This window comes from Providencia rettgeri, assembly GCF_041075285.1.
Lineage (GTDB): Bacteria > Pseudomonadota > Gammaproteobacteria > Enterobacterales > Enterobacteriaceae > Providencia > Providencia rettgeri_G.
This window is the reverse complement of the sequence record NZ_CP163512.1, coordinates 921,446-945,288: the sequence shown is the minus strand read 5'-3', so window position 1 is coordinate 945,288 and position 23,843 is coordinate 921,446. Positions and strand designations below refer to the sequence as shown.

Genomic DNA, 23,843 nt, shown 5'->3' with positions numbered 1-23,843 from the left:
GATTTGCACAGTACTTGAGCGATTTTAAAAACAACTACAGATAATAATTTGAATTGTGCTCTAAAAATTTCAAGCTACAGCAGATAACCGTGTAGCTTGAAGTTGCCTGAACAATTTAGTTCTTTAAATTAATCTCAATTCGGTTGTTCGCATCCATCATAGCCGCTTTAGCGCGAATTTTTGCTTCCAACTGGTCGATAATTTTATCGTTATCAATACGTTCCTTTTGGCGTTTACCGTCTTCGTAGAAACCACTTTTGGTTTTCGCCCCTGCAACACCTAGGGTTGACACTTCAGCCTCACCCGGGCCATTGACCACACAGCCAATAATGGAGACATCCATAGGTGTAATCAGATCTTCTAAACGTTGCTCAAGTTCATTTACCGTGCCAATAACATCAAATTCTTGACGAGAACACGTTGGACAGGCAATAAAGTTAATACCGCGAGAACGAATACGCAGTGATTTGAGAATATCAAAGCCAACTTTAATTTCTTCAACCGGATCCGCAGCTAAAGAGATACGCAAGGTATCGCCAATGCCTTCTGACAATAACATACCAAGACCAATAGCCGACTTGACTGAACCTGCACGCGCGCCCCCTGCTTCGGTGATCCCTAAATGCAACGGTTGGTCAATTTTATTCGCCAGTAAACGGTACGAGCCCACGGCGAGAAATACATCAGAAGCTTTAACGCTGACTTTGAATTGGTCGAAGTTCAACCTATCTAAAATATCAACATGGCGCATAGCTGATTCTACTAGCGCTTCCGGTGTGGGTTCGCGATATTTTTCTTGAATATCTTTTTCCAATGAACCGCCATTCACACCTATACGAATAGGAATGCCATAATGGCGTGCGCAATCAACAACTTGGCGAATACGTTCTTCGCTACCAATATTACCTGGGTTAATACGTAAGCAATCGACGCCATATTCAGCCACTTTCAGTGCGATACGATAATCGAAGTGAATATCTGCCACTAATGGCACATTCACTTGCTGTTTAATCAGTTTGAAGGCTTCCGCCGCGTCCATCGTTGGAACAGAAACACGTACAATATCAGCCCCGACACGCTCAAGGGATTTGATTTGGCGAACCGTGGCTTCGACATCGGTCGTGCGGGTGTTAGTCATTGACTGAACGGCGATAGGAGCACCGTCGCCTATTGGCACGCTACCTACATTGATACGGGTGGATTTGCGTCTTTTAATCGGTGATTCGTTATGCATTTTTCTTTAATTCTCCGAACGTCCATGTGCTCTTTGTTACCATAGTACAGTGTTAACTATTGCTTCTATGCATTCCACTATACACAAGAAAGCAAACTATAACCTATCAAAAAAGATGTTTTCGGATATAGTTTGCTTCTTTTTTACAAATTGTTTTTAAGCTTCAGGTAGCTTTAATTTCGCAGGACGTTTCGCTTTGATAAAACGGCTTAAATCAACTGGATTGCCTTGAAATTGAACGGTGACGTTAGCAGGCGCACCGATATTTAAACGGTAAGGCGCGGTCCCATCTAACTCCAGCTTATCGCCATTATTTTTCGTGCCACTAAATAAAATTTTATTGTTCGCATCACGGATTTCTAACCAGCACTGCCCTGTAAAATTGAGGACTAACGCACTGCTACTCACAGGGATAGTTTCTTCCGTTGGTGCATTTTGCGTTCTATCTAATGAAACGTTTGACTGTGGTGCATTCGGTAATGGAATAGTTCTCACAGGCGCTTCAGCAGAGGCGGTATTCGGTGTCAGTGTTTCTGGCACCAATGTTTCTGGCGTATTATTCTCCGGCGTGACAGTTCCCGCTGTTATTGAAGATTCATCGATTGAGTTCGGTAATTCAACGGGCGTTGAACTGCTATCTTGTTGAGACAAAATCAAGTCACTTTGATTTGCCATCGAAACTAATTCATCTTTTTGCGCATTATGATCTTGCCACCACCAAATACCTACCATGGCAATTAATATAATCACAATGAGCCACGTCAATTTCATCAACCAACCTTCGCGTTTTTTGCGTCTCTTTCCAAGAGAGTAGCTTTGCATTGGCGAAACTTTAGCCAGCGGAACAGGTTCTTCCACCTTCATGAATGTTTTAATGTCACTTTCTGATACACCCACCATACGCGCATATAAACGAATATAGCCGCGTAAGAAAGTCGGCTCAACACCGGCTGGAGCAATGTCTTGTTCTATCTCTTTTACCGTACTGATTTTAAGGCATAATCGTTCCGCAACAACATCTTGCGTTAGCCCCATGCGCTCACGTGCCTGCGCTAATAATTGGCCTACAGTCACTGTAGTTTGTTCGGTATTATTTTCGATAGTCATTTGCTGGCAACACTATTTCCAAGTTAAAAAATTATAAAGCGAACATTGATCAGCTTTATTCGTCAGAATTTATCATCGTTTTCAAACAACAATTAAATTTATCTTATTGCTTTAACTATTGTAGGTGAACAAAGGCATTTTGCCTAACGCAAAAACGCCTCCGAAACATTACCTAACTCACTGATTGGATAATATCTATAAATCAGACTGATTTTACCTGGATAGGTTCCCCAGCTAAGCGTTTTTTCAACGTTCGCTTGGTTCTATCGATAACATCGCCAGCTAATTGACCGCAAGCTGCGTCGATATCATCACCACGAGTCTTACGAACTATAGTCGTAAACCCATATTCCATCAATACTTTAGCAAAACGATCGATACGACTGTTCGAACTTCGACCATATGGCGCTCCGGGGAACGGGTTCCATGGGATCAAGTTGATTTTACTTGGCGTATTTTTCAAGCATTCAGCCAGTTGATGTGCTTGCTCTACACTATCGTTTACATGATCGAGCATCACATACTCAACGGTGACTCGCCCTGCATTCGCATTGGATTTTGTCAGATAACGATTTACACTCTTGAGGAAGGTTTCGATATTGTATTTTTTATTAATTGGGACAATGTCATCACGAATATCATCCGTTGGTGCATGCAGTGAAATGGCTAATGCCACATCAATCATATCACCCAGTTTATCTAATGCAGGTACCACACCTGAAGTTGAAATCGTGACACGGCGTTTCGATAAACCAAAGCCAAAGTCATCTAACATGATTTCCATTGCAGGAACGACATTGTTTAAGTTGAGTAGTGGTTCACCCATCCCCATCATAACAACGTTAGTAATCGGGCGACGCCCACTGGATTTTAATGAACCAATAATTTTTGCGGCGCGCCAAACTTGACCGATTATTTCAGAAACACGCAGATTACGGTTGAAACCTTGTTGTGCTGTGGAACAGAATTTACACTCTAATGCACACCCTACTTGGGATGAAACACACAGTGTTGCACGGTCAGCCTCTGGGATGTACACCGTTTCAACCAGTTGGTCACCAACTTTGATAGCCCATTTAATCGTACCATCTGATGAACGTTGTTCATCAGCCACTTCAGGTGCTCGAATTTCAGCCACTTCTTGCAACTTGGCGCGTAGCACTTTATTAATATCTGTCATTTGCTCGAAGTCATCGTAGCAATAATGATAAATCCATTTCATTACCTGATCGGCGCGAAATGGTTTCTCCCCCATTTGCACGAAAAATTCACGCATTTGCTTGCGATTTAAATCAAGTAAATTAACTTTTTGCTTCGTTTTTTCTGGTGCGACAGAAATAGCGGAAGATGTTGCACATTGTGCATCAGTCGTCATCTCGGACATGTGTATTGCCTCGTTGTTACACTTTTCGGCAGTGCTGGTTCAGCACGACGTAGATTTTGGGTAGTCTTAAAAATATAAGCGCCCCGCTAATTATAGCAGGGCGTCGCATTGTACAAACTTTATAACAATAATGCTAATGCACTTTGTTGATACGTTAATTAACGTGGGCAGATTTCATCCGCAGTGAAGAAATACGCGATTTCACGTGCCGCTGACTCTTCAGAGTCTGAGCCGTGAGTTGCATTTTCAGTGAAGCTGTCCGCGTAATCAGCACGTAAAGTCCCTGCTAATGCGTTGTCAGGGTTAGTAGCCCCCATCAGGTCGCGGTGACGTTGAATTGCGTTTTCACCTTCTAATACTTGCAGCATGATTGGGCCTGACGTCATAAACTCAACCAAACCATCAAAGAAAGGACGGCCTTTGTGTTCAGCGTAGAAACCTTCAGCTTGTTCACGGGTTAAGTGCATCATTTTAGCCGCGATGATTTTGAAACCTGCGCTTTCGAAACGGTTGTAAATAGCACCAATTACGTTTTTCTTCACAGCGTTTGGTTTAATAATAGAAAATGTACGTTGAACAGTCATAAATAACCTCTTAGCGATTTATTAGGCCTTTATTCTTTGCTCTTCCCTGTAAATTAGGATGCAAGAACGTAAAATAGGGCATGTTTTAGTTTTTTATATTATTTCTAATTCAGACATTAGGTTTTTTGCCTTTTAAAATCAGCACACCTAGGAAAAAGAAAATAAGGCGATGATTATAGGGGCTCTTATTACAATTTCCTACAGTCACAACAACATTTTGTTAAAGTTTTTATAGCAAAAAATACTATTTTTTCGGCTACGTCACGTTTTTCCTCTATTACTTCACGCTAAAGTTTAGTGCGGTAACTTGACCGCTTAAATCTAAAACAGATATTTGGTAATTTCCGCTTTTTTCGAGAGTTAGCAAAATAGCGCCATTTTGTTCCGTCGTATTGACTTGTTCACCATTTAAAAACCACCATTTCTGCCCTTGTCCACCTTGCGTTACTAAACGTAAATCCAAGCTGGTTTTTCCTGGCAAACGCTGTAAAACTTCACCATCACGCACACCAGAAATGAGCAAAGGTGGCATTTCTAATTTTAAGGGGGGACAACTCAAATCCGCTTTTGGTAGGCGGTTTTCCCGCTTTTCACTTGATGGCAACCAAGACTCAAGGGTAATTGGCCAAAGATGCACCTCTTTTTCTTGTGCATTCGGGCAGTCTGCGGCCACTTGTAAACCTTGATCGTTAACCCAAATTTTTTGCCTTAACCCTAATAACGACTCTTGATCTCGCGCCATTAATGTCGGAGGAATGGTGTTATCTAATATCCAACTTAAACGCCGCTGCCGACAATTATTATCACCTTTCAATAGCGAAGTACCTCCCGGCCAACAGATCACCGCTTGGCTAACACTTGCGGGTTTACTGTCTTTGGGTAACGTTTCGTGGGAGAGGTAAATTCTACTGAGCAACATACCATTTATTTGGTTCATAATCGGAATTGCTGTTGCGACACCTAATTGCCCTGCAACCGGGGTAGCATCAGGTCGCCCTACCCATACTCCGATGGTATAACGCGGATTGACACCTATCGCCCATGCATCTCGGTAACCATAACTGGTGCCCGTTTTCCACGCCAAGTTGAGTTGCCCTGATAAATTTGCCTCTGGAACTGGGCGTGCTTCTCCCCCCATGATACGGCGAACAATCCAAGCGGCTCCCGGAGACATCAGCGCCCTATCGCGAATTTCATCGGTCGGTTTAAAACGCAGCGGTGATACATTACCCTGCCGAGCAAAAGCACTGTAAGCTGACACTAAATCTTCCATCCGCGTGGCGGTTCCCCCTAAGATCAGCGACAAATTAGGCTCGCTGCCAACAGGGAAGCGTAATTCCGTCCCTACATTACGTAATTGCGCAGTGAAACGTTTACTGCCATACACGTCTAATAGCTGTACCACCGGGAGGTTTAATGAACGAACTAACGCATCACTAACACTCACCGGCCCATTAAAACCACTATCAAAATTACCTGGTCGATAATCATTAAAGCGTCGAGGCACATCTTGTAACAAGGATTCTGCATGGATTAAACCATCATCCATTGCTAATGCATATAAAAAGGGTTTTAAGGTCGAACCGGGAGAACGCCATGCACTGATCATATCTACATGACCAAAACGGCTATCATCTTGAAAATCAATCGAACCGATATAAGCTTTCACTGCCATATCTGAGTGGTCAACCACTAAAATCCCCAAAGACGTTTGCTTAGGAAGTTGGTTTTTCCAGTTCATTGCCATATCTTCGAGTTGGCTTTGTAAACTGGCATCAATGGTGGTTTCAACAATCGATTCTTGAGAGTCTCTGGCGACTCGACGCGCAAGCAACGGGGCAGAGTGTGGGTTTTTACGGGGCGCAAGCCAGATTTGTTCTTGCTTAATATCTGCCACTTTTTCATGGCTCCACACTTGGTAGGCTTCAAGCCTATCGAGGACTTTATCTCGTGCAGCTTGAGCCCGCTCAGGATAACGATCTGGTCGTAAGCGGCTAGGGGCTTGGGGAAGTACGGCAAATAACGCGGCTTCACTGGGCGTCAGCTTTGACGGCGATTTGTTCAAATAAACCCAACTTGCTGCGCCAATGCCTTCTATTGTGCCGCCATAGGGCGCACGGTTTAAATACATTTCTAAAATATCATCTTTTGAATAGTGATATTCCAACTGAGCGGTTCGCCACAGCTGTTTTAATTTGCCCCCCAGTGTGCGTTCATGGGGATCGATAAGCCTCGCCACTTGCATGGAAATGGTACTACCGCCAGAAACAATTCGACCTGAGCTAACAAACTGCCCTGCTGCACGGACTAAAGAAAAAGGATTCACGCCGGGGTGTTGATAAAAATGGCGGTCTTCATAGGTTAATAGCGCATCAATAAAATCAGGGGAGACCTCATTAATTTTGACGGGAAAGCGCCAAATTCCGTCTCTATCTGCAAAACGCCACAATGGCGTGCCATCGGCGGCTACCACAGTTCGTGCCATTTCTATTTGTTTGATTGGCAAAGGCCAAATTTTATCTGCTATTAAAAATAATAACGGCAGCAAAATGCCTAGAAACGCGAGCGTAAAGCCTGTGCGACGTAACCATTTTTTCATTGCTGGGTGTACCGAAATGATAAATAAAGAGAAGCCCTTATACTGCCATAATATAAGGGCTTAAAGTGATAATTAGCGAACGATTTCGACTTGGCCTTCTGAGTAGCCAGTTGCACGCCAATCTGGGACATACATGGACTCAACTTGTGGGACAGGGATGCTATACACACCCGGTGTCACCGCACGTGCCAAGTACACTAATGTCGTTGGGCGATACTTCTGAACTTCAACGGCAGCCACAAAGCGGTCGTCACGGTATTCCATATGACGAATTTGTGATTGCTGCATATCATCAATCAGCTCTTGCAAGTTTGGTGCTGACTCGCTCAAGTTCGCACTGCTATTGGCTAAGTTTTGGTTTTCCAACTCTAAGCCAGCAGGCAGTAAATCGACCACCAGCGCATCGGGCACGCTTTGTGACGCTTGCACTTCCAGTTTTACCACCACCATCTCACCACTTCTTAATCTATCCAATGAAATACGGTTACCTTTCATATCAAAGTAGCTACGCTGAATACCGAGAACATTCGACATTGGTTTCGGTGAGCGTTGTGGATAACCCACCACATTGAGGCGTGTATACAATGTACTTGTTCCACTATTTTCAATGCTGTAGCCGTTTTGAATTTGACCTTTGGTTAAAAACTCGCTGACAGGTTTGTCCGAGATCATCGGTGGCTCTTGCCCGTTAATTGTCGCTTTCCACGGTGTTTCAGACTCATTCAAGTAGAAACGCCCAGCTAAGAACAGTGCATTACTCTCTTGTGTCGAGAAGTAACGCTGTGAGATCAGGTTATTTGACAGGGTTTGCAGTTTTTGGTCACGGGATTTCGGCATCAAATTATATTCATTCAATAACGCAATAATCATCGCATCATCGCGAATAACTGAACCGTAATCACCGATATAGGTATAACGATTACGCTGCTTTTTCAATCCATCAATAATAGCACTTTCACCACGAGCTTTATCGCCCATAAGATTTAGCGCCACCCCTAACTGAACCAGAGGTAACCCACTGATTGCATTGTTACTTTGGCTATACAATTGGCGCAATGCCCCTAATGGTGCTTTTTGCTGGGATGCTAACACTAAACCGGCATATGCCTGTGTCGCAAAACGCGCTGCCGACAGGTTCTCAGTATAGGGATAATTGATTTGATTACCATCTTGCAAGTAGCTTAATAAACGCGTATTGGCGTTGCTTAATGCCTCTTGTGGAACGGTAAAGCCTCGCTGATTTGCTTTGTTTAAGAAATCCGCAGCATAAGCCGTTAACCAGTATTCTTCACGACCGTTTCTATCCCACAAGGAGAAACCACCGTCACCACGCTGCATACTTAGCAAGTGTGGAATACCAATTTCTATCGCTTTGTGGCGATCCGCATCCGTTTGAGTTTTAATACCTAACTTGTTCAGTTCCGCTTGTGTGGAGAACAATGACGGATACAAACCACTGATAGTTTGCTCAAGGCAACCGTACGGATAAGCAAATAACTCGCGAATATAACGGGAAATATCTAACGGTGGACGACTGGTTAAGAGGACTTGCCCTTCAAGGGTTTCTGGGTTCAAGGCCGCAATTTGATTGGTTGGCAGTGACCAGACGCTTCCCGGTTCAATCGACGTTGCAAAGGCAATAGTTTCCGCTGGTTGTGCAGGACGAACGCCCACTTTCCAACTATTGCGATAATCTTTGTTTGCCTCCCCGTCGATCTTCATGCCGTTAATCGTCATCGACACTTCACCTTGACCAAAACCATAATCGGCACGGACAGGTAAGTTAATTGTTGTACGTTTACCTTTTGGTAACGCTAATTCGCGACTCGTCACGCCATCCAGCTTCACCATACCCGATGCAGTGAAATTCACCGTCAGGTTTTGTGTATTATCGGTCATGTTGGTCAGGTCGAGGGCAAAATAGGACTTATCACCACCCGCCATAAAGCGTGGCATTGACATCTGCGTCACTAACGGCGCAGCGACAGTCACTTTGCTATCCGCATGGCCGAAGTCTTTTTCATTCCATGCTTGCGCCATCACACGCAATTCACCATTGAAATCCGGAATAGCAAGGGAGATTTCCCCTTCCCCGTTTTTATCCAATGTAACAGGCTTAGCTTGTTCAGCGATAATTTGCACTTCCGTCAGTGGCTTCATACCACCGTGTTCAAGTGCCGCCTCTTCACTGTCCCCCCCAAAACGCAGGTTGGCAACTTTACCTTGCCCCTCAATCAGATGACCATAAACGTCATATTGGTCAACACCATAGCGTTTACGGCCAAAAAAGGCATCGTATGGATCTGGCGTTTTAAAATCCGTGATATTCAACACGCCCGTATCGACCGCAGATAACAACACATTGACTTTTTCCGGTAATGGTTTGCCATCTTGTGCTGTTGCTTTAATTTTTACCGTTAAGTCTTGGTTTGGACGCATTTTATCGGGTGCGCTTAGTGCTAATGCGATTTTGCGATTTTCATCTGCGATCGGCAGATGTAGCACACCTACAGCACGTTTTACCGTCGCTTGTTTTGAGTCATCACCCGGGCGAACTACAACGGCTGAGACATATAAGTCGTGACGAGCCCACTCTTTATTGATAGGCACTTCAACATCTAGACCTTTTTGAGGCACATCAATCTCTTGCCACCACAATGGGCCATTGCTTGATTCTAGTAACACATACCCTTTACCTGCTTTCGGTGACTCAATGCGAACTTTTGCTTTATCCCCCGGTAAGTAAGCGGGTTTGTTCAAGCTTAATTTGACTTGATCAGGGCGTACAGAGCCACTTCCACCAGTATTATCTTGCCATGAATAGCCCGCCCAAAATTGCAGGCTGGAGACTAATTGGTTTTCAGGATTTAGCACTTCAATGCGGTATGCGCCCCAATCCACAGGGAAAGACACTTTTGTGGTGCCATCTTTGGCGATAGCGATGTTTTCATTCGCCATCACTAAATCTTTTTGATCGTAATTGGATGTCCAGCCACCACTTTCAGACCAGCTCCAGTAATAATCGCGACGCTCATACACTAAACGAACCGTTAAATTGTCAGCAGCCAGTTTGTTCCCTGCCGCATCTGCCATCACCAGCTCAAATTCAGCCAGAGAATTTTCGTCCACATTATGGCGTTTCACATAACGGTCAGTGCGATAGTCATAGATTTCTTTTTTGGCAAATAATGGGCGGATCCCCACTAAATTTTCCGCTGGCCAAATCGCTTGCTCCGCACGACGGGTAACAGGGCGACCGCCGGCTTCTAATAAGCTGGCTTGCAAAACCGCAGAAATTGGCGAGCGCACCCCACTCCAATTGCTATTTGGAATTGAAATCACCGTTTCACCATTGCTATCAAGCGTTAGGTCAAATTCATCTAACTTACGGGGTAATCCCTCTTCATTAGCTGAACCGAATTCAAAGCCCGGTAATTTCGCTACAGCTTCGCGATTTGCTTTCAGTAATATTTGGCCTTGCAACTCATTGCTAGCGGCTGGCGCGCCGTACAAATAACGGCCTTGGATATCAAAATCAACAGATTGGTCGGTTAAACGTGGAACATCACTGCCGACGATTTCTAGTGCCATGCGTTCAGGCATAAAATCTTCAACGTTGAATTTGTAGTAACGCAGTGGGGAGCCGTCTCCTAAATCAAAGCGTAAAGACCACCCACCTGTTTCCGCATTTTTGGGAATTTCAAATTGGTATTGATATAACCCGTTTTGGTTTTCCTCTGGCTGCCAAACAAAGCTGCGCACCACTTGTCCATCGGTTTTCAAAATATCCACTTTAACAGGTTGGGATTTGACTGGATGACCATCCCCATCACGCAGTAATCCATTGACTAGCAACAATTCACCTGGACGATATAAGTCACGGGGACCAAAGGTAAAGAATTGTTTTGCAAAGCCTTCTGGACCTGAAATATCAAACTCAGAAAGATCTAACGCAGGTTGCGTTAAATCAATCATGCTGGTTTGCCCATTCTGCGTTGCCAGTAATAATTTGCCGCCAGCGAGTTTATCCAGTTGAGCATGACCATCGCCATCCGTCGTGCCTTTGGTAACTAATTGGCCTTTTTCATCCAAAATGCGCAGTTCCACTCCTTTGAGTGCGGAACCGTTGGCAAGTGATTGAGTGAAAATATCTACACGATCTTGGTAGCTGTGCAGCGACACGCCAATATCACTTAAGGTGAATACCGTCGCCGGAAATTGGTAACTGTACGATCCCGCTTTTTGCATGATGGCAAGGTATACGCCATCTTGTTGCAGTTCTTTAATATCTTTCAGGGGCAGTAAAATAGTCTGGCGCGTATTTTTATCGGGGTTTAAATCAAAACGCCCAGTGTAGGCCAGTTCGACCTTATCAAGAAACTCCTCAGAGTACCAATACTCGTAATTACTACGGTATTGCCACTGGGCTAAAAACTGCGGTAACTGCTTTTCATCCACACGGAAAAAATTCACATCAACTTTATCAACATTTAAAGCAATCACTGGTAAGCCTTGTGCCACTTTGCTGGGTAATAAAGAACCTTTACTTGCAAAGCCTACCGTTGGGACGATTTGCGCCGTTGTGAGTTTTTTATCGAAGGTTTCAGAAATGGTGCGTTCATTAACCGCTTTAATACCTGGATTAATGGTAAGATTTAACTCTTTTGATGGGGGTAAATGGCGAAAGCGCAGTTCCATTTGGTTATCAGACAGTTCCCAAGCACCATCTAACTTGCCAGATTTCACATCAATCAGGTTAATATATTGCCCAAAATCTTGGTTGGCTTGTAAGGGCACCGAGAAAGTAATCACCATTGCACTTGCGCCATCAAGTTGCAATTCAGAGGCATCTAATACCGTTAACTCTTTCCCAGCATATTTTTTCACTAACTCTTCTGTGGAAAGCTTTGCTACCACTTTTTTCTGTTCGGCGACTGGTGCTGTTTTGGTTTGATTTTCTGCCGTCGATGCAACGTTGTTTTCTTTTGTGGTTGGCTCTTTCGCCGTGTCATCACAACCGGATAATGCCACGACAGATGCTAATGCGATTGCAATATAGCGTTTTTTCGTTTTTAGACCCGCCAATGAAGCCCAACTAGATTGTTGTTTCATTACCGCCCGCCCTTTAATTAGTTATAAATTTGCTGTTTTTTTAAGGTTTTAACAGGAGGTTAAAACCCATTATGCATTTAGAATGGCTTTAAGTTATGCATAAATGAAAACGAAAAAGATTTGTTTCATTTATTATCATAATTTAACAGAATGTTATATAAAGACCTATCAGACAAAACGGAAAAAGCTATCAACGGCGAAAACAGAGGTATTACGGGATATTTTATAAATAGAAAGTCGAATATAAGTGTAATTAATTACCAATTACCGTTTTATGAGTGAGAAAATGAGATCCCCACTCAACAGGTGATTTATTAAGTATTTTTTACTGGAATGGTGTCACGTAAAAAACTGCCTAAGCGACGCTGATAAAAAGGTTGAACATGTTGAGTAATAAAATGACTGATCCCTTTTTCATGTTCATCAACCACACAAAAATCTATTGATTCATCATCATTTAAATACTCACAAGCCAGTGTGCCTGCTTCATGAATAATCGTATCAATATTTTCTGCGCCCGAGGTAAACTCTAATGCAACCATCAAGATAGGGGTTTCTTCGCCTTCATCGGCTTCCAGTGCCGATACCATAAATGCACGTCTAACCACTTTATGTTGCTTAAAAAATTCGCTCAGCGCATCGACGATCCCTTGAGGCTCTTCGTCTAATACACTCAATTTCAGCGAGGCCCCTTTTGGCACCGTTAACTCTGTAAATTGGATCTCAGTCTCTTGCTTAACACTGTTATTGTTCGATTGTTGCGACATCGCCCATCCCCTACCATAAAAGATAATCGCTTATTATACGCGTACTTTTGTTGAGGTAAAAATTGTTGCGGTGAACATCACCGAGATAAAAAAATAGGCACGAAAAGCCCTCTTTCGTGCCTGATATGAATACATGCGATTTATTTTGCTTTACTGATTAATAAATTCGCTAACGTTCTCACACCAATCCCCGTTGCACCTTCAGCCCATAAGCTGACTGGCGATTTACGGTAAGTGGCAGAACAGTCAATATGCAGCCAATTTTGACGATAATTTTCAACAAAATGAGATAAGAATGCCGCCGCTGTACTTGCCCCCGCGGTATGAGATGGAGCTGCGATGTTGTTCAAATCAGCAAAACCTGACGGTAATTGTTGACGATGGAACTCAGCCAATGGTAAACGCCAGAACAATTCAAACTCTTCATCCGACGCACTCATCAAATCAGCGACTAAATTGTCATCAAAGCTCAATACAGAGTGGTAGTCATTGCCTACTGCGGTTTTAGCCGCACCCGTCAAGGTTGCCGCATCGATGATCAGCGTTGCTTTTTCTTTGCTTGCATCAATCAAGCCATCAGCTAACACTAGACGACCTTCAGCATCCGTATTCATGATTTCAACGGATTTACCGTTGCGGTAGCGAATGATATCGCCTAATTTAAAGGCGTTACCGCTGACCATGTTGTCAGCAAGGCATAAGAACATTTTTACGCGTTTTTTCAAGCCACGAGAAATGGCGAGTGCTAATGAACCTGCCAGTGTCGCAGCTCCCCCCATATCCGCTTTCATGGAGTTCATGGAAGAAGAAGGTTTGATGCTATAACCACCTGAGTCGAATGTGATCCCTTTACCGACTAATGCCGCGAATACAGGCGCATCTGGGTTTGCTCCAGGGTTATAGTCCAAGGCTAAGAATACGGGTGGGCGGCTAGAGCCACGGCCTACGGTATGAATACCTGCGTACCCTTGTGCTAATAAATCATCACCTTTTACAATGCGATAACTAATGTCATGTGCGCCAACGGTGCAAAGTAAATCAATAGCTCGTTGAGCCAATTGCTCAGGACCGAGCTCTTCTGCTGGTGCGTTAATCACGTCACGCACCCAATCAACGGTACGTATGCGGTTTTCTAATTCTTTACGATCCTCTTCAGGCAATACTGGCCATTCGATAGTTCTCGCCCCTTTTGGTGCACGAAACCCTTGCCAAAATGCCCAGCTTTTTTCTAAATCCCAGCCTTCGCCAGTCAGCGCTACATTACGGATACCTTGACCGTCGAGTTTGCGGCCTGCACTTTGCACTGCACAGAGTTTACCCGCGTGTTTCAGGTGGATTGTCATCCCTTTGTCGCTAGAGCTCAGCAATGCACCTTCCCCCCAACAGGGTGCGGCAGGCTCACACGAAATCATTACTGGCATAATTTGTTTTGTCATCGTTTCTCTCACTTTGTCTATTTTTGCAGACAGCAAAAGCCCAATCATCTGTCGGCAGATATTATTACCTTAACTGATTAATAGCGTTAGGGATATCATTATAGTGCTGAATAAAAAACCGAGTACTATTTCTAATAGACACTCGGTTATTCGGGGTTATTGCTGATTATTCGAACTCATCCAGCCAAACTAATAAGATAGCCTCTAGGATCTTTTCGTTCGATTTTTGCGGATCATCATCGAACTCTTCTAAATCACAAATCCATTGGTGCATATCGGTAAAACGCACGGTTTTTGGATCAACATCTGGAAATGCGTCATACAATGCTTCGCCAATTTCGCGGCTATTCGACCATTTTAAACTCATATTTACTCACCAATTTGATTATCTGATCAATTTTGTAACATTGATGCTCGTTCAAACCATTCACTATGCTAACTTCGTGTAATGCGCTAAATAGTTCGTGTTGTAGGCAGGCGGCGATTGAAAGTATCTCGGGGAGCATACAAAAGTATGTGACCCGAGGACTTGAAAGAAGCCACCCCCCCTACAACAAGGAATATCACAAACCATTCAGTACGCTAATTTCGTATAACGTACTAACTTCGTGTAACGTACTAACTTCGTATAGCGTACTAACCTCATATAATGCGCTAAATAGTTCGTGTTGTCGGTAGACGGCGATTGAAAGTATCTCGGGGAGCATACAAAAGTATCTGACCCGAGGACTTGAAAGAAGCCAACACCCCTACAACAAGGAATAACACAAACCATTCAATACGCTAACTTCGTATAACGTACTAACTACGTATAACGTACTAACTTCGTATAGCGTACTAACTTCGTATAATGTACTAACTTCGTGTAACGTACTAACTTCGTATAGCGTACTAACTTCATATAATGCTCTAAATAGTTCGTGTTGTAGGTAGGCGGCGATTGAAAGTATCTCGGGGAGCATACAAAAGTATGTGACCCGAGGACTTGAAAGAAGCCAACCCCCCTACAACGCGAAATATGACGAGCATTAGTGTTCGCGAGCGTGATTAATAGTATATCGCGGGATCTCTACCACCAAGTCCTCATCCGCTACCAACGCCTGACAACTTAAACGGCTTTCTGGCTCTAAGCCCCATGCTTTGTCTAGCATGTCATCTTCAAGTTCACTGCTTTCTTCCAGTGAATCAAAACCTTCGCGCACGATGCAATGACAGGTTGTACAAGCACAGGATTTTTCACAGGCGTGCTCAAGCTCAATACCGCTACGCAGTGCCACATTTAAAATTGACTCGCCCTGTTGTGCGTCGACAACCGCACCATCTGGACACAGTTCACTATGAGGTAAAAAAACTATTTTAGGCATAATTATATCTCATCCACAGAATGGCCTGACAACGCTTGGCGAATAGATGCATCCATTCGGCGCGCAGCAAAATCCTGCGATTGCTTATCCAATTGTTTAATGGCATTTTCAATTGCGATGGGGTCTGTGCCCTCTACCGCTTTAATTAACTCATTGACCGCATTATCAATTTCTGACTCTTCGTTTGGTGTCAGTAAATTAGCATCTTGCTCTAATGCACTCGTTAAACTTTCAAGCACTCTTGCCGCTTCAACTTTTTGTTCCGCTAGGCGGCGCGCCATTAAATCATCTTGCGCGTTAGTCATTGAATCTTTAATCATGTTTGAAATTTCATTGTCCGTTAAACCATACGATGGCTTAACTTGGATTGACGCTTCAACACCTGTTGATTTTTCCATGGCGCTGACACTAAGCAAACCATCGGCGTCGACTTGGAATGTGACACGGATATGTGCTCCACCCGCTGCCATTGCAGGGATATCACGCAGTGTAAAACGCGCTAAGGAACGGCAATCTGCCACCATTTCACGCTCACCTTGCACTACATGAACGCTCATGGCTGTTTGACCATCTTTAAATGTGGTAAATTCTTGTGCTCGTGCAACGGGGATAGTGGTATTACGAGGAATAACTTTTTCCACCAAGCCGCCCATGGTTTCTAAGCCTAGAGAAAGTGGGATCACATCCAGTAGCAGCATATCACTATCAGGTTTATTCCCCACTAAGACATCAGCTTGGATAGCAGCACCAATAGCCACAACTTTATCAGGGTCGATGGAGGTCAGAGGCGTTTTACCAAAAAACTCCCCGACTTTTCGGCGTACAAAAGGCACACGAGTTGACCCGCCCACCATCACTACATTCAACACATCATCTGCATCCACGCCAGCGTCTTTTAGTGCGCGGCGGCACGCCATTAATGTGCGTTTTATATGCACTTCAATCAGGTCTTCAAATTGTTCGCGACGAATACTCCCCTGCCAATTGGCGACCTCAATAGTTGCAGTTTCTGCATCACTTAACGCAATTTTTACGTCAGTGGCAATATTCAATAATTGACGATTTAAATGATGATCCCCTTGCAGAGAAATACCCGCCTGATCGGCAATCCACTGAGCAAGCACTTGGTCAAAATCATCACCGCCGAGTGCGGTATCGCCCCCAGTGGCTAACACTTCAAACACACCACGGCTTAAGCGTAAGATAGACACGTCAAATGTGCCACCACCGAGATCATAAACCGCAATGACCCCTTCTTGACCTGAATCCAAGCCATATGCGATTGCTGCCGCAGTCGGCTCATTGAGTAGACGCAACACATGTAAGCCAGCAAGACGAGCTGCATCTTTTGTGCCTTGACGCTGTGCATCATCAAAATAGGCTGGTACCGTGATCACCACTCCATCCATTTCACCGCCGAGGGTATCTTCAGCTCGTTTTGCCAGTGTTTTTAGGATATCCGACGACACTTGAATAGGGTCAACTTGCCCAGCTGCGGTATGGATAAATGGCAAACCATTTTCACTAGCAGTCAGTTGATAGGGTAAATCCGGATAACGTTTTTGGATATCGGCGAGTGAACGCCCCATCATTCTTTTGACGGAAATAATGGTATTCACGGGATCTTGTTCTGCACGTTGCTTGGCTTCCCAGCCGACATGTTTATTGGAAGCTTGGTAATTGACAATAGAGGGCAGCAAAAAACGCCCTTGTTCATCCGCAAGCGCTGCGGCTTCACCACTGCGTACTGTCGCTATCAACGAGTGTGTCGTGCCTAAGTCGATACCTGCCGCCAATTTACGTTGATGTGGCGCTGCGGTCATACCCGGTTCACTGATCTGTAATAAGGCCATAATCGTTTTCTCTTAAAATTCGTCCAGTAACCGTTCTTCGAGCTGCTCAGCTTGTTGCTGTAACTTATCGAGAAAACGCAGTTTGCGCACGGTATCAGCGGCTTTATCCCACTGCATCGCATCCAATTCATTCACCATTAACAGGCTTCTATCTTGCTGCATTTTTTTGACGTTTTTCATAAATACAGCTAATAAATCAAGTGCATTTGTGCTGTTTTCGATATTGTCGAGCTCTTCGCGCAGCTCAAGTTGTTCCATCAAAAACGCCGTATCATGCATCGTGTGTTGTTCATTATTAATATCAAAACCATGCAGTGAAAGCAGATATTCCGCACGTTTTAGCGGATGACGAAGAGACTGATAAGCCGCGTTGATCGTGGCTGCTTTTTGAAGGGCTTGCATTTTTTCCTGCTCAGAAGCAGCAGCAAAACGATCAGGATGGTATTGGCGCTGTAAATCTTGAAAGCGCAGTGTTAACTGCTCGCTGTCAATTGCGTAATGTTGGGTTAACCCAAAAAGAGTAAAATAATCCATAAGTGCTTAGTGTCTCGAACCGATTACCAATGCCACAAATAATCTATTTAAAATATTTGTGGCATTAGCCAAAAATCATGCGTTTATGAAGGCATTATACGTGAAAACTTTCACCGCATCCGCATTCGCTATTGACGTTAGGGTTGTTGAATTTAAACCCTTCGTTTAAGCCTTCTTTGACGAAATCCAGCTCGGTACCATCCAGATAAACGATGCTTTTGCCATCGACAATAACTTTTACACCTTTATCTTCGAAAACTGTGTCTTCTTCATTGATTATATCAGCGAACTCAAGAACATAAGCCATCCCTGAACAACCTGAAGTTCTTACACCTAAGCGCAAACCTTCACCTTTACCACGATTTTTCAGGAAAGATTGGATACGCTGCGCTGCACTTTCTGTAAGAGAAATAGACATTGCAAACCTCACTTTAGAAACAAACAAGGCAGATGCTACATAATTGCCGCATCCGCCTTCAAATTATTTTTATATCGTTCATCCTGTTGATAAGTAATCACTTACTTAGCGATATTCAACGTTTCGGATGTGCGATATTTTGACCAGATATAGGGCGATAACACTTTATTATTTATTAATATGGGTTGCCCTATAAACTGATTTTAAACCTTATTTGCTTTGGCGTTTGCTTTTGTAATCCGCAATAGCAGCTTTAATCGCATCTTCAGCCAAGATTGAGCAGTGAATTTTCACTGGTGGCAACTCTAACTCTTCTGCGATCGCTGTATTTTTGATTGCCTCCGCTTCGTCTAAGCTTTTGCCTTTCATCCACTCAGTCACCAGTGAACTTGATGCAATTGCTGAGCCGCAACCGTAAGTTTTAAAGCGCGCATCTTCAATAATGCCGTCATCGCTAACTTTGATTTGTAACTTCATGACGTCACCACAAGCCGGTGCGCCTACCATACCACTACCTACACTTGGATCGCTGTTGTCAAACGAACCAACGTTGCGTGGATTTTCATAATGATCGATAACTTTTTCACTGTAAGCCATTTTTAAACTCCTGAAACCGTCTGATTAATGGTGAGACCATTCGATGCTGTTAAGATCTACGCCGTCTTTAAACATTTCCCATAAAGGAGACAGCTCGCGTAAGTGGCCAATTGCGCCATGGATCATTTTGATTGCGTAGTCGATTTCTTCTTCTGTCGTAAAACGACCTAAAGAGAAACGAATTGAGCTGTGAGCTAGCTCATCATTCATCCCTAAAGCACGCAGTACATAAGAAGGTTCTAAGCTTGCTGAGGTACATGCAGAGCCTGAAGATACCGCCAAATCTTTTAATGACATCATCAGTGATTCACCTTCAACATAGTTGAAGCTGACGTTCAGAATGTGCGGCGCACCGTGTTCCAAATCACCATTGAGGTAAACTTCTTCGATATCTTTAATGCCATTCCATAAACGTAAACGCAGACCGCGTAGGCGCTCAGATTCCGCCGCCATCTCTTCTTTAGCAATACGGTAAGCTTCACCCATCCCAACGATTTGGTGCACAGGTAAAGTCCCTGAACGCATACCGCGTTCATGACCACCACCGTGTTGTTGTGCTTCAAGACGAATACGGGGTTTACGGCGAACATATAACGCACCGATGCCCATCGGACCATATAATTTGTGTGCGGAGAATGACATTAAATCGACTTTTAATGCACTTAGGTCGATAGGTAATTTACCGACGCTTTGTGTTGCGTCCACATGGAAAACAATGCCCTTACTGCGACATAATTCACCGATAGCTTCGATATCTTGCACTACACCAATTTCGTTGTTGACGTGCATAATAGAAATGAGGATGGTTTCATCGCGAATAGCGTCAACCAGATCTTGCATCGCAATTAAGCCATTGCTTTGTGGCGATATATAGGTTACCTCAAAGCCTTCACGCTCTAATTGGCGACAGGTGTCTAAAACGGCTTTGTGCTCCGTTTTACAAGTAATAATGTGATTGCCTTTCTTTTTATAGAAATTGGCTGCGCCTTTAATCGCTAAGTTATCAGACTCCGTTGCGCCCGAAGTAAACACGATTTCACGTGGGTCAGCCCCCACTAATTCGGCGATTTGATTACGTGCAATATCCACTGCTTCTTCAGCTTGCCAGCCAAAGCGGTGAGAACGGGATGCGGGGTTACCGAAGATCCCATCCATTGTTAAGCATTGCATCATTTTTTCAGCGACACGTGGGTCTACTGGTGTTGTTGCTGAGTAATCAAGATAGATTGGTAATTTCATTGCTCACATACTCCAAAAGGCAAATTAACTTGCCTTTAATTTTTTAAAGATACCGATAGCAGAACCGAGTTCTTCGTCTAGGGACTCACCATTGGGTATCGACTGCAACTTTTAATATAATATTTTAAGCACGTACATTGATAATGGATTCAGGCTTGATGCCATTTGGCATAGTTTTACGCTGTTCATTATCTTGTCTATCTGCCACATCCATAACTTCTTGATTTTTTACAAGTTCATCAAGACTGATGCTGCTAAGGAAACTGGTGATCCTATCACTTAAGTCACGCCATAATGCATGGGTTAAGCAGCGGTCGCCATTTTGGCAACCCTCTTTATTACCTTGGCAACGAGTTGCATCAACAGATTCATCAACCGCAGCGATTACCTCTGCAACAAAAATTTGATCTGCGTCTCTACCAAGCAAATAACCACCGCCCGGACCACGAACGCTAGAAACTAGCTCGTTTTTGCGTAAACGAGAGAAAAGTTGCTCAAGATAAGAGAGGGAAATTCCCTGACGTTCAGAAATATCAGCTAACGGTACTGGACCTGACTGAGAGTGTAATGCGACATCTAACATCGCAGTTACTGCGTAACGCCCTTTGGAAGTGAGTCTCATAACATATTACTCCGTGATAAAATATGGCTGAATTGTGACATTCCTGAGTAATTTAGTCAACTATTTACCTGACCATTTTACTCAAGTATTATTCACCGACGTTCACCACGGATTTGGCCTCACTTTTTCGCCCATTTTTCCATCGACGTTAAGATACCGCGCAGAATGTGTAGCTCTTGAGTTTCAATATGTGCGCGGGTAAATAAACGACGAAGCTTATTCATGATTAAGCCAGGATGCGCTTTGCGAATAAAGCCCGATTCGTTTAATACGCTTTCAAGGTGCACATAAAAACGTTCAACATCTTCAGAGGGGGGATATTCTACCTCATCATCATTTGAGGTCACGGCATTTTTTTCATCCATGGCTAAATACGCCATACGGATCTCATAACTGACCAATTGTACCGCCATCGCCAGATTCAAAGAACCATATTCGGGGTTCGTTGGGATATATAAATGGTATTGGCATTTTTGCAGCTCTTCATTGGTTAACCCAACTCGTTCACGACCAAAAACAATCGCAACAGGGGCGCTTTTTGATTGCTCGACAGATTTTACACCACATTCACGAGGCTCAACCATAGGCCAAGACAATGTCCGCGAACGTGCGCTGGTGCCGATCACCAATTTACACCCCTCAAGGGCTTCATCTAAGGTTTTTACAATGGTGGCGTTACCAATGACGTCACTCGCCCCAGCAGATAGCGCGATTGAATGAGAGTCGGGTTCGACAAGTGGATTAACAAGATACAGGTTTGAAAGCCCCATGGTTTTCATTGCGCGGGCAGTAGAACCCATATTACCCGTGTGTGAAGTCTCAACAAGAACGATACGAATGTTTTCTAACATGGTTTATACGTTTAATGAAAAAATTATCGGCATAGCTTAACACAAAATTGCTTATTGTGACGAACATCTATATACTTCGGCTCTCAAGTTTTTTGTTCTTTAACATTCCAGTGGAAAAAGCCCATGCATCCGATGCTTAACATCGCCATACGTGCCGCACGTAAGGCCGGTAATCACATAGCTAAAAACTATGAAATGCCTAGTAATATTAAAGTCACTCAAAAAGGGACGAACGATTTCGTCACTAACGTTGACCAAGAATCTGAGCAATTAATTATTGAAATCATCCGCAAATCTTACCCAGACCACACAATCATCACTGAAGAGAGTGGTGAGCTATTAGGTAAAGATGATGATATTCAATGGGTAATCGATCCACTGGATGGCACTACCAACTTCACTAAACGTCTCCCTCATTTCGCTGTTTCTATCGCGGTTCGCGTTAAAGGCCGTACAGAAGTTGCCGTGGTTTACGATCCAATGCGTAATGAAATATTCAGCGCAGTTCGTGGGCAAGGGGCTCAACTTAACGGTTACCGTATCCGTATTGATGAGAAACGTGACCTTGATGGCGCAATCGTTGCAACGGGTTTTCCATTCAAGCAAAAACAGCACGCCGCAGTGTATATGAATATCATGACTGCGATGTTTGATAAATGTGCCGATTTCCGTCGCACAGGCTCTGCTGCATTAGATTTATGTTATGTTGCTTCTGGTCGTGTCGATGCGTTCTTTGAAATCGGTTTAAAACCATGGGATTTCTTAGGTGGTGAGCTTATCCTGCGTGAAGCAGGTGGCATCATGACTGATTTTATCGGTGGCCATAACTATTTAGCCTCAGGCAACTTAGTGGCAGGTAGCCCTCGCGTCCTTCGCGATATGCTGTCAGTGATGAAAGATGAATTATCTGAAGCGCTAAAGCGTTAATCACTATTTCTGTTAAAAGCCCACGACAGATGTGGGCTAATAAGACGGTTATCCCCACCCTGTAAGCGGTATGCTGGCAGGGTGTTTTTTATGGTTACTGCCCAACGTTAAATAAAATTACACCTTTTATTAATTCACTATTATTAATGACATCTTGTTTATAACGTTCACCGATAGTATCAAAATCAAATTGATGGGTAAGCATCATCTCACTTGTGATCTTACCTTGAGCCATCATTCTTGCGACTTTATTAAAGTCCTCAAGAGTCGCATTGCGGCTTCCCATCATTGTGGTTTCTTTTTTATGAAAATCAGGATCAAAAAACGAGAGGTTACCTTTAAATAGCCCCACAAATACAACCAACCCGCCATGACGGATCAGATTGATAGTATTGTTCATTGCATGAGGGTTACCAGTCGCATCAATGACTTTTTCTGCTAGCATGCCGCCAAAATACATTTCAACAAACGGTAGAAAATTTTCTGCTGCAGGATCACATGTTTTTACACCTAACGCTTTTTCAACATGTTGACGTCTTGCTAAGCTAGTATCTGCCACCAACACATTTGCACCATCTTCTTTCGCAATGGCTGCAACACCAAGACCTATAGGTCCTGCTCCCACCACAAGAATGGCATCATTGGATTTTACCTGTGCACGCCTTACTGCGTGGGCACTGATTGCAAAAGGCTCAATCAATGCTCCCTCAATATCAGAAACACTTGACTCAATAGCCAATACATTCTTTTCAGGTACACTAAGATATTCACAAAATCCACCATCTTCATGCACACCAATCACTGAGATTTTTTCACAGCAATTTGTTTTCCCGCTTTTACATGCACCACATTCATAACATGATACATAAGGCATTACCGCAACACGCTGTCCCACCATCCATTGATTTACATCATCAGCGATAGCACAAATCGTTCCCGAAATTTCATGTCCTAATACTCGCGGATACTGAAAAAAAGGTTGATTCCCTCCCCATGCATGAATATCTGTCCCACAGATCCCCACTGCGTGTATTTTGATTTTTACATGTCCTTGTTTAAGGGTAGGCTCTTCCACTTGCTGATAAACTAATTTTTTTGGTTCCTGACAAATCAATTGTTTCATTTCACCCTCCATTTATTAATTTGTCTTTTTTAATTTAAAAAACACAGTCTAGATATTAAATAACCATTTTTTGTGATTAAATGATTTTAAAT

General features: G+C 43.6%; 19 protein-coding genes. 1 reads left to right on the top strand and 18 read right to left on the bottom strand.

What is annotated here, in order from left to right:
• Window positions 1–115 precede the first annotated feature (115 nt).
• The 17 genes from ispG to trmJ all read right to left on the bottom strand — a co-directional run bounded on the left by ispG (window position 116) and on the right by trmJ (window position 21,701).
• Window positions 116–1,234 (bottom strand): flavodoxin-dependent (E)-4-hydroxy-3-methylbut-2-enyl-diphosphate synthase, encoded by a 1,119-nt coding sequence (ispG, locus tag AB6N04_RS04265; RefSeq protein ID WP_369310682.1) that lies wholly within the window; start codon window positions 1,232–1,234, stop codon window positions 116–118.
• Window positions 1,235–1,390: 156 nt separating this feature from the next.
• Window positions 1,391–2,341, bottom strand: a complete 951-nt coding sequence (gene rodZ, locus AB6N04_RS04260; protein ID WP_369310681.1) for a cytoskeleton protein RodZ — start codon at window positions 2,339–2,341, stop codon at window positions 1,391–1,393.
• Window positions 2,342–2,543: 202 nt separating this feature from the next.
• On the bottom strand, window positions 2,544–3,725 hold the full coding sequence (locus AB6N04_RS04255; protein WP_369310680.1) for a bifunctional tRNA (adenosine(37)-C2)-methyltransferase TrmG/ribosomal RNA large subunit methyltransferase RlmN: 1,182 nt from the start codon (window positions 3,723–3,725) through the stop codon (window positions 2,544–2,546).
• 158 nt (window positions 3,726–3,883) lie between these two features.
• Window positions 3,884–4,309 (bottom strand): nucleoside-diphosphate kinase, encoded by a 426-nt coding sequence (gene ndk / locus AB6N04_RS04250; RefSeq protein ID WP_206082453.1) that lies wholly within the window; start codon window positions 4,307–4,309, stop codon window positions 3,884–3,886.
• 277 nt (window positions 4,310–4,586) lie between these two features.
• Entirely contained in the window at window positions 4,587–6,908 is a 2,322-nt protein-coding gene (pbpC, locus tag AB6N04_RS04245) for a peptidoglycan glycosyltransferase PbpC (protein ID WP_369310679.1), read from the bottom strand.
• Window positions 6,909–6,980: 72 nt separating this feature from the next.
• Window positions 6,981–12,020 carry an alpha-2-macroglobulin gene (locus tag AB6N04_RS04240; protein WP_369310678.1) on the bottom strand — a complete coding sequence of 1,680 codons (5,040 nt, stop codon included), beginning with the start codon at window positions 12,018–12,020 and terminating at the stop codon, window positions 6,981–6,983.
• A gap of 314 nt (window positions 12,021–12,334) precedes the next feature.
• Window positions 12,335–12,787 carry an enhanced serine sensitivity protein SseB C-terminal domain-containing protein gene (locus AB6N04_RS04235; RefSeq protein WP_369310677.1) on the bottom strand — a complete coding sequence of 151 codons (453 nt, stop codon included), beginning with the start codon at window positions 12,785–12,787 and terminating at the stop codon, window positions 12,335–12,337.
• Window positions 12,788–12,927: 140 nt separating this feature from the next.
• A complete protein-coding gene (pepB, locus tag AB6N04_RS04230) occupies window positions 12,928–14,223 on the bottom strand; it encodes an aminopeptidase PepB (protein WP_369310676.1) in 1,296 nt (431 codons plus the stop codon).
• 166 nt (window positions 14,224–14,389) lie between these two features.
• Window positions 14,390–14,590: a Fe-S cluster assembly protein IscX gene (gene iscX / locus AB6N04_RS04225; protein WP_004912658.1), complete on the bottom strand. Its 201-nt coding sequence runs from the start codon at window positions 14,588–14,590 to the stop codon at window positions 14,390–14,392.
• A gap of 661 nt (window positions 14,591–15,251) precedes the next feature.
• Complete coding sequence (fdx, locus tag AB6N04_RS04220) at window positions 15,252–15,587, bottom strand: ISC system 2Fe-2S type ferredoxin (RefSeq protein ID WP_369310675.1); 336 nt, start codon at window positions 15,585–15,587, stop codon at window positions 15,252–15,254.
• Window positions 15,588–15,589: 2 nt separating this feature from the next.
• Complete coding sequence (hscA, locus tag AB6N04_RS04215) at window positions 15,590–17,440, bottom strand: Fe-S protein assembly chaperone HscA (protein ID WP_369310674.1); 1,851 nt, start codon at window positions 17,438–17,440, stop codon at window positions 15,590–15,592.
• A 12-nt stretch (window positions 17,441–17,452) separates the two neighbouring features.
• Window positions 17,453–17,974, bottom strand: a complete 522-nt coding sequence (gene hscB, locus AB6N04_RS04210) for a co-chaperone HscB (RefSeq protein WP_369310673.1) — start codon at window positions 17,972–17,974, stop codon at window positions 17,453–17,455.
• 94 nt (window positions 17,975–18,068) lie between these two features.
• Entirely contained in the window at window positions 18,069–18,392 is a 324-nt protein-coding gene (gene iscA, locus AB6N04_RS04205) for an iron-sulfur cluster assembly protein IscA (protein WP_369310672.1), read from the bottom strand.
• Between the two features lie 210 nt (window positions 18,393–18,602).
• The gene (gene iscU, locus AB6N04_RS04200; RefSeq protein ID WP_369310671.1) at window positions 18,603–18,989 is read right to left on the bottom strand and encodes a Fe-S cluster assembly scaffold IscU; all 387 of its coding nucleotides are present in this window, start codon (window positions 18,987–18,989) and stop codon (window positions 18,603–18,605) included.
• A gap of 24 nt (window positions 18,990–19,013) precedes the next feature.
• Complete coding sequence (locus AB6N04_RS04195; protein ID WP_369310670.1) at window positions 19,014–20,228, bottom strand: IscS subfamily cysteine desulfurase; 1,215 nt, start codon at window positions 20,226–20,228, stop codon at window positions 19,014–19,016.
• A gap of 124 nt (window positions 20,229–20,352) precedes the next feature.
• On the bottom strand, window positions 20,353–20,850 hold the full coding sequence (iscR, locus tag AB6N04_RS04190; RefSeq protein ID WP_369310669.1) for a Fe-S cluster assembly transcriptional regulator IscR: 498 nt from the start codon (window positions 20,848–20,850) through the stop codon (window positions 20,353–20,355).
• 119 nt (window positions 20,851–20,969) lie between these two features.
• Window positions 20,970–21,701: a tRNA (cytosine(32)/uridine(32)-2'-O)-methyltransferase TrmJ gene (gene trmJ / locus AB6N04_RS04185; protein ID WP_369310668.1), complete on the bottom strand. Its 732-nt coding sequence runs from the start codon at window positions 21,699–21,701 to the stop codon at window positions 20,970–20,972.
• Between the two features lie 123 nt (window positions 21,702–21,824).
• Here trmJ and suhB point away from each other — a divergent pair, with 123 nt between their 5' ends.
• A complete protein-coding gene (gene suhB, locus AB6N04_RS04180; RefSeq protein WP_369310667.1) occupies window positions 21,825–22,628 on the top strand; it encodes an inositol-1-monophosphatase in 804 nt (267 codons plus the stop codon).
• A 94-nt stretch (window positions 22,629–22,722) separates the two neighbouring features.
• Here suhB and AB6N04_RS04175 read toward each other — a convergent pair whose 3' ends face one another.
• Window positions 22,723–23,751: a zinc-binding alcohol dehydrogenase family protein gene (locus AB6N04_RS04175; protein ID WP_369310666.1), complete on the bottom strand. Its 1,029-nt coding sequence runs from the start codon at window positions 23,749–23,751 to the stop codon at window positions 22,723–22,725.
• Between the last annotated feature and the right edge of the window lie 92 nt (window positions 23,752–23,843).

Coding starts and splice junctions, on each gene's coding strand:
- ispG (WP_369310682.1), bottom strand. CDS start 1,234: ATGCATAACGAATCACCGATTAAAAGACGCAAATCCACCCGTATCAAT.
- rodZ (WP_369310681.1), bottom strand. CDS start 2,341: ATGACTATCGAAAATAATACCGAACAAACTACAGTGACTGTAGGCCAA.
- AB6N04_RS04255 (WP_369310680.1), bottom strand. CDS start 3,725: ATGTCCGAGATGACGACTGATGCACAATGTGCAACATCTTCCGCTATT.
- ndk (WP_206082453.1), bottom strand. CDS start 4,309: ATGACTGTTCAACGTACATTTTCTATTATTAAACCAAACGCTGTGAAG.
- pbpC (WP_369310679.1), bottom strand. CDS start 6,908: ATGAAAAAATGGTTACGTCGCACAGGCTTTACGCTCGCGTTTCTAGGC.
- AB6N04_RS04240 (WP_369310678.1), bottom strand. CDS start 12,020: ATGAAACAACAATCTAGTTGGGCTTCATTGGCGGGTCTAAAAACGAAA.
- AB6N04_RS04235 (WP_369310677.1), bottom strand. CDS start 12,787: ATGTCGCAACAATCGAACAATAACAGTGTTAAGCAAGAGACTGAGATC.
- pepB (WP_369310676.1), bottom strand. CDS start 14,223: ATGACAAAACAAATTATGCCAGTAATGATTTCGTGTGAGCCTGCCGCA.
- iscX (WP_004912658.1), bottom strand. CDS start 14,590: ATGAGTTTAAAATGGTCGAATAGCCGCGAAATTGGCGAAGCATTGTAT.
- fdx (WP_369310675.1), bottom strand. CDS start 15,587: ATGCCTAAAATAGTTTTTTTACCTCATAGTGAACTGTGTCCAGATGGT.
- hscA (WP_369310674.1), bottom strand. CDS start 17,440: ATGGCCTTATTACAGATCAGTGAACCGGGTATGACCGCAGCGCCACAT.
- hscB (WP_369310673.1), bottom strand. CDS start 17,974: ATGGATTATTTTACTCTTTTTGGGTTAACCCAACATTACGCAATTGAC.
- iscA (WP_369310672.1), bottom strand. CDS start 18,392: ATGTCTATTTCTCTTACAGAAAGTGCAGCGCAGCGTATCCAATCTTTC.
- iscU (WP_369310671.1), bottom strand. CDS start 18,989: ATGGCTTACAGTGAAAAAGTTATCGATCATTATGAAAATCCACGCAAC.
- AB6N04_RS04195 (WP_369310670.1), bottom strand. CDS start 20,228: ATGAAATTACCAATCTATCTTGATTACTCAGCAACAACACCAGTAGAC.
- iscR (WP_369310669.1), bottom strand. CDS start 20,850: ATGAGACTCACTTCCAAAGGGCGTTACGCAGTAACTGCGATGTTAGAT.
- trmJ (WP_369310668.1), bottom strand. CDS start 21,701: ATGTTAGAAAACATTCGTATCGTTCTTGTTGAGACTTCACACACGGGT.
- suhB (WP_369310667.1), top strand. CDS start 21,825: ATGCATCCGATGCTTAACATCGCCATACGTGCCGCACGTAAGGCCGGT.
- AB6N04_RS04175 (WP_369310666.1), bottom strand. CDS start 23,751: ATGAAACAATTGATTTGTCAGGAACCAAAAAAATTAGTTTATCAGCAA.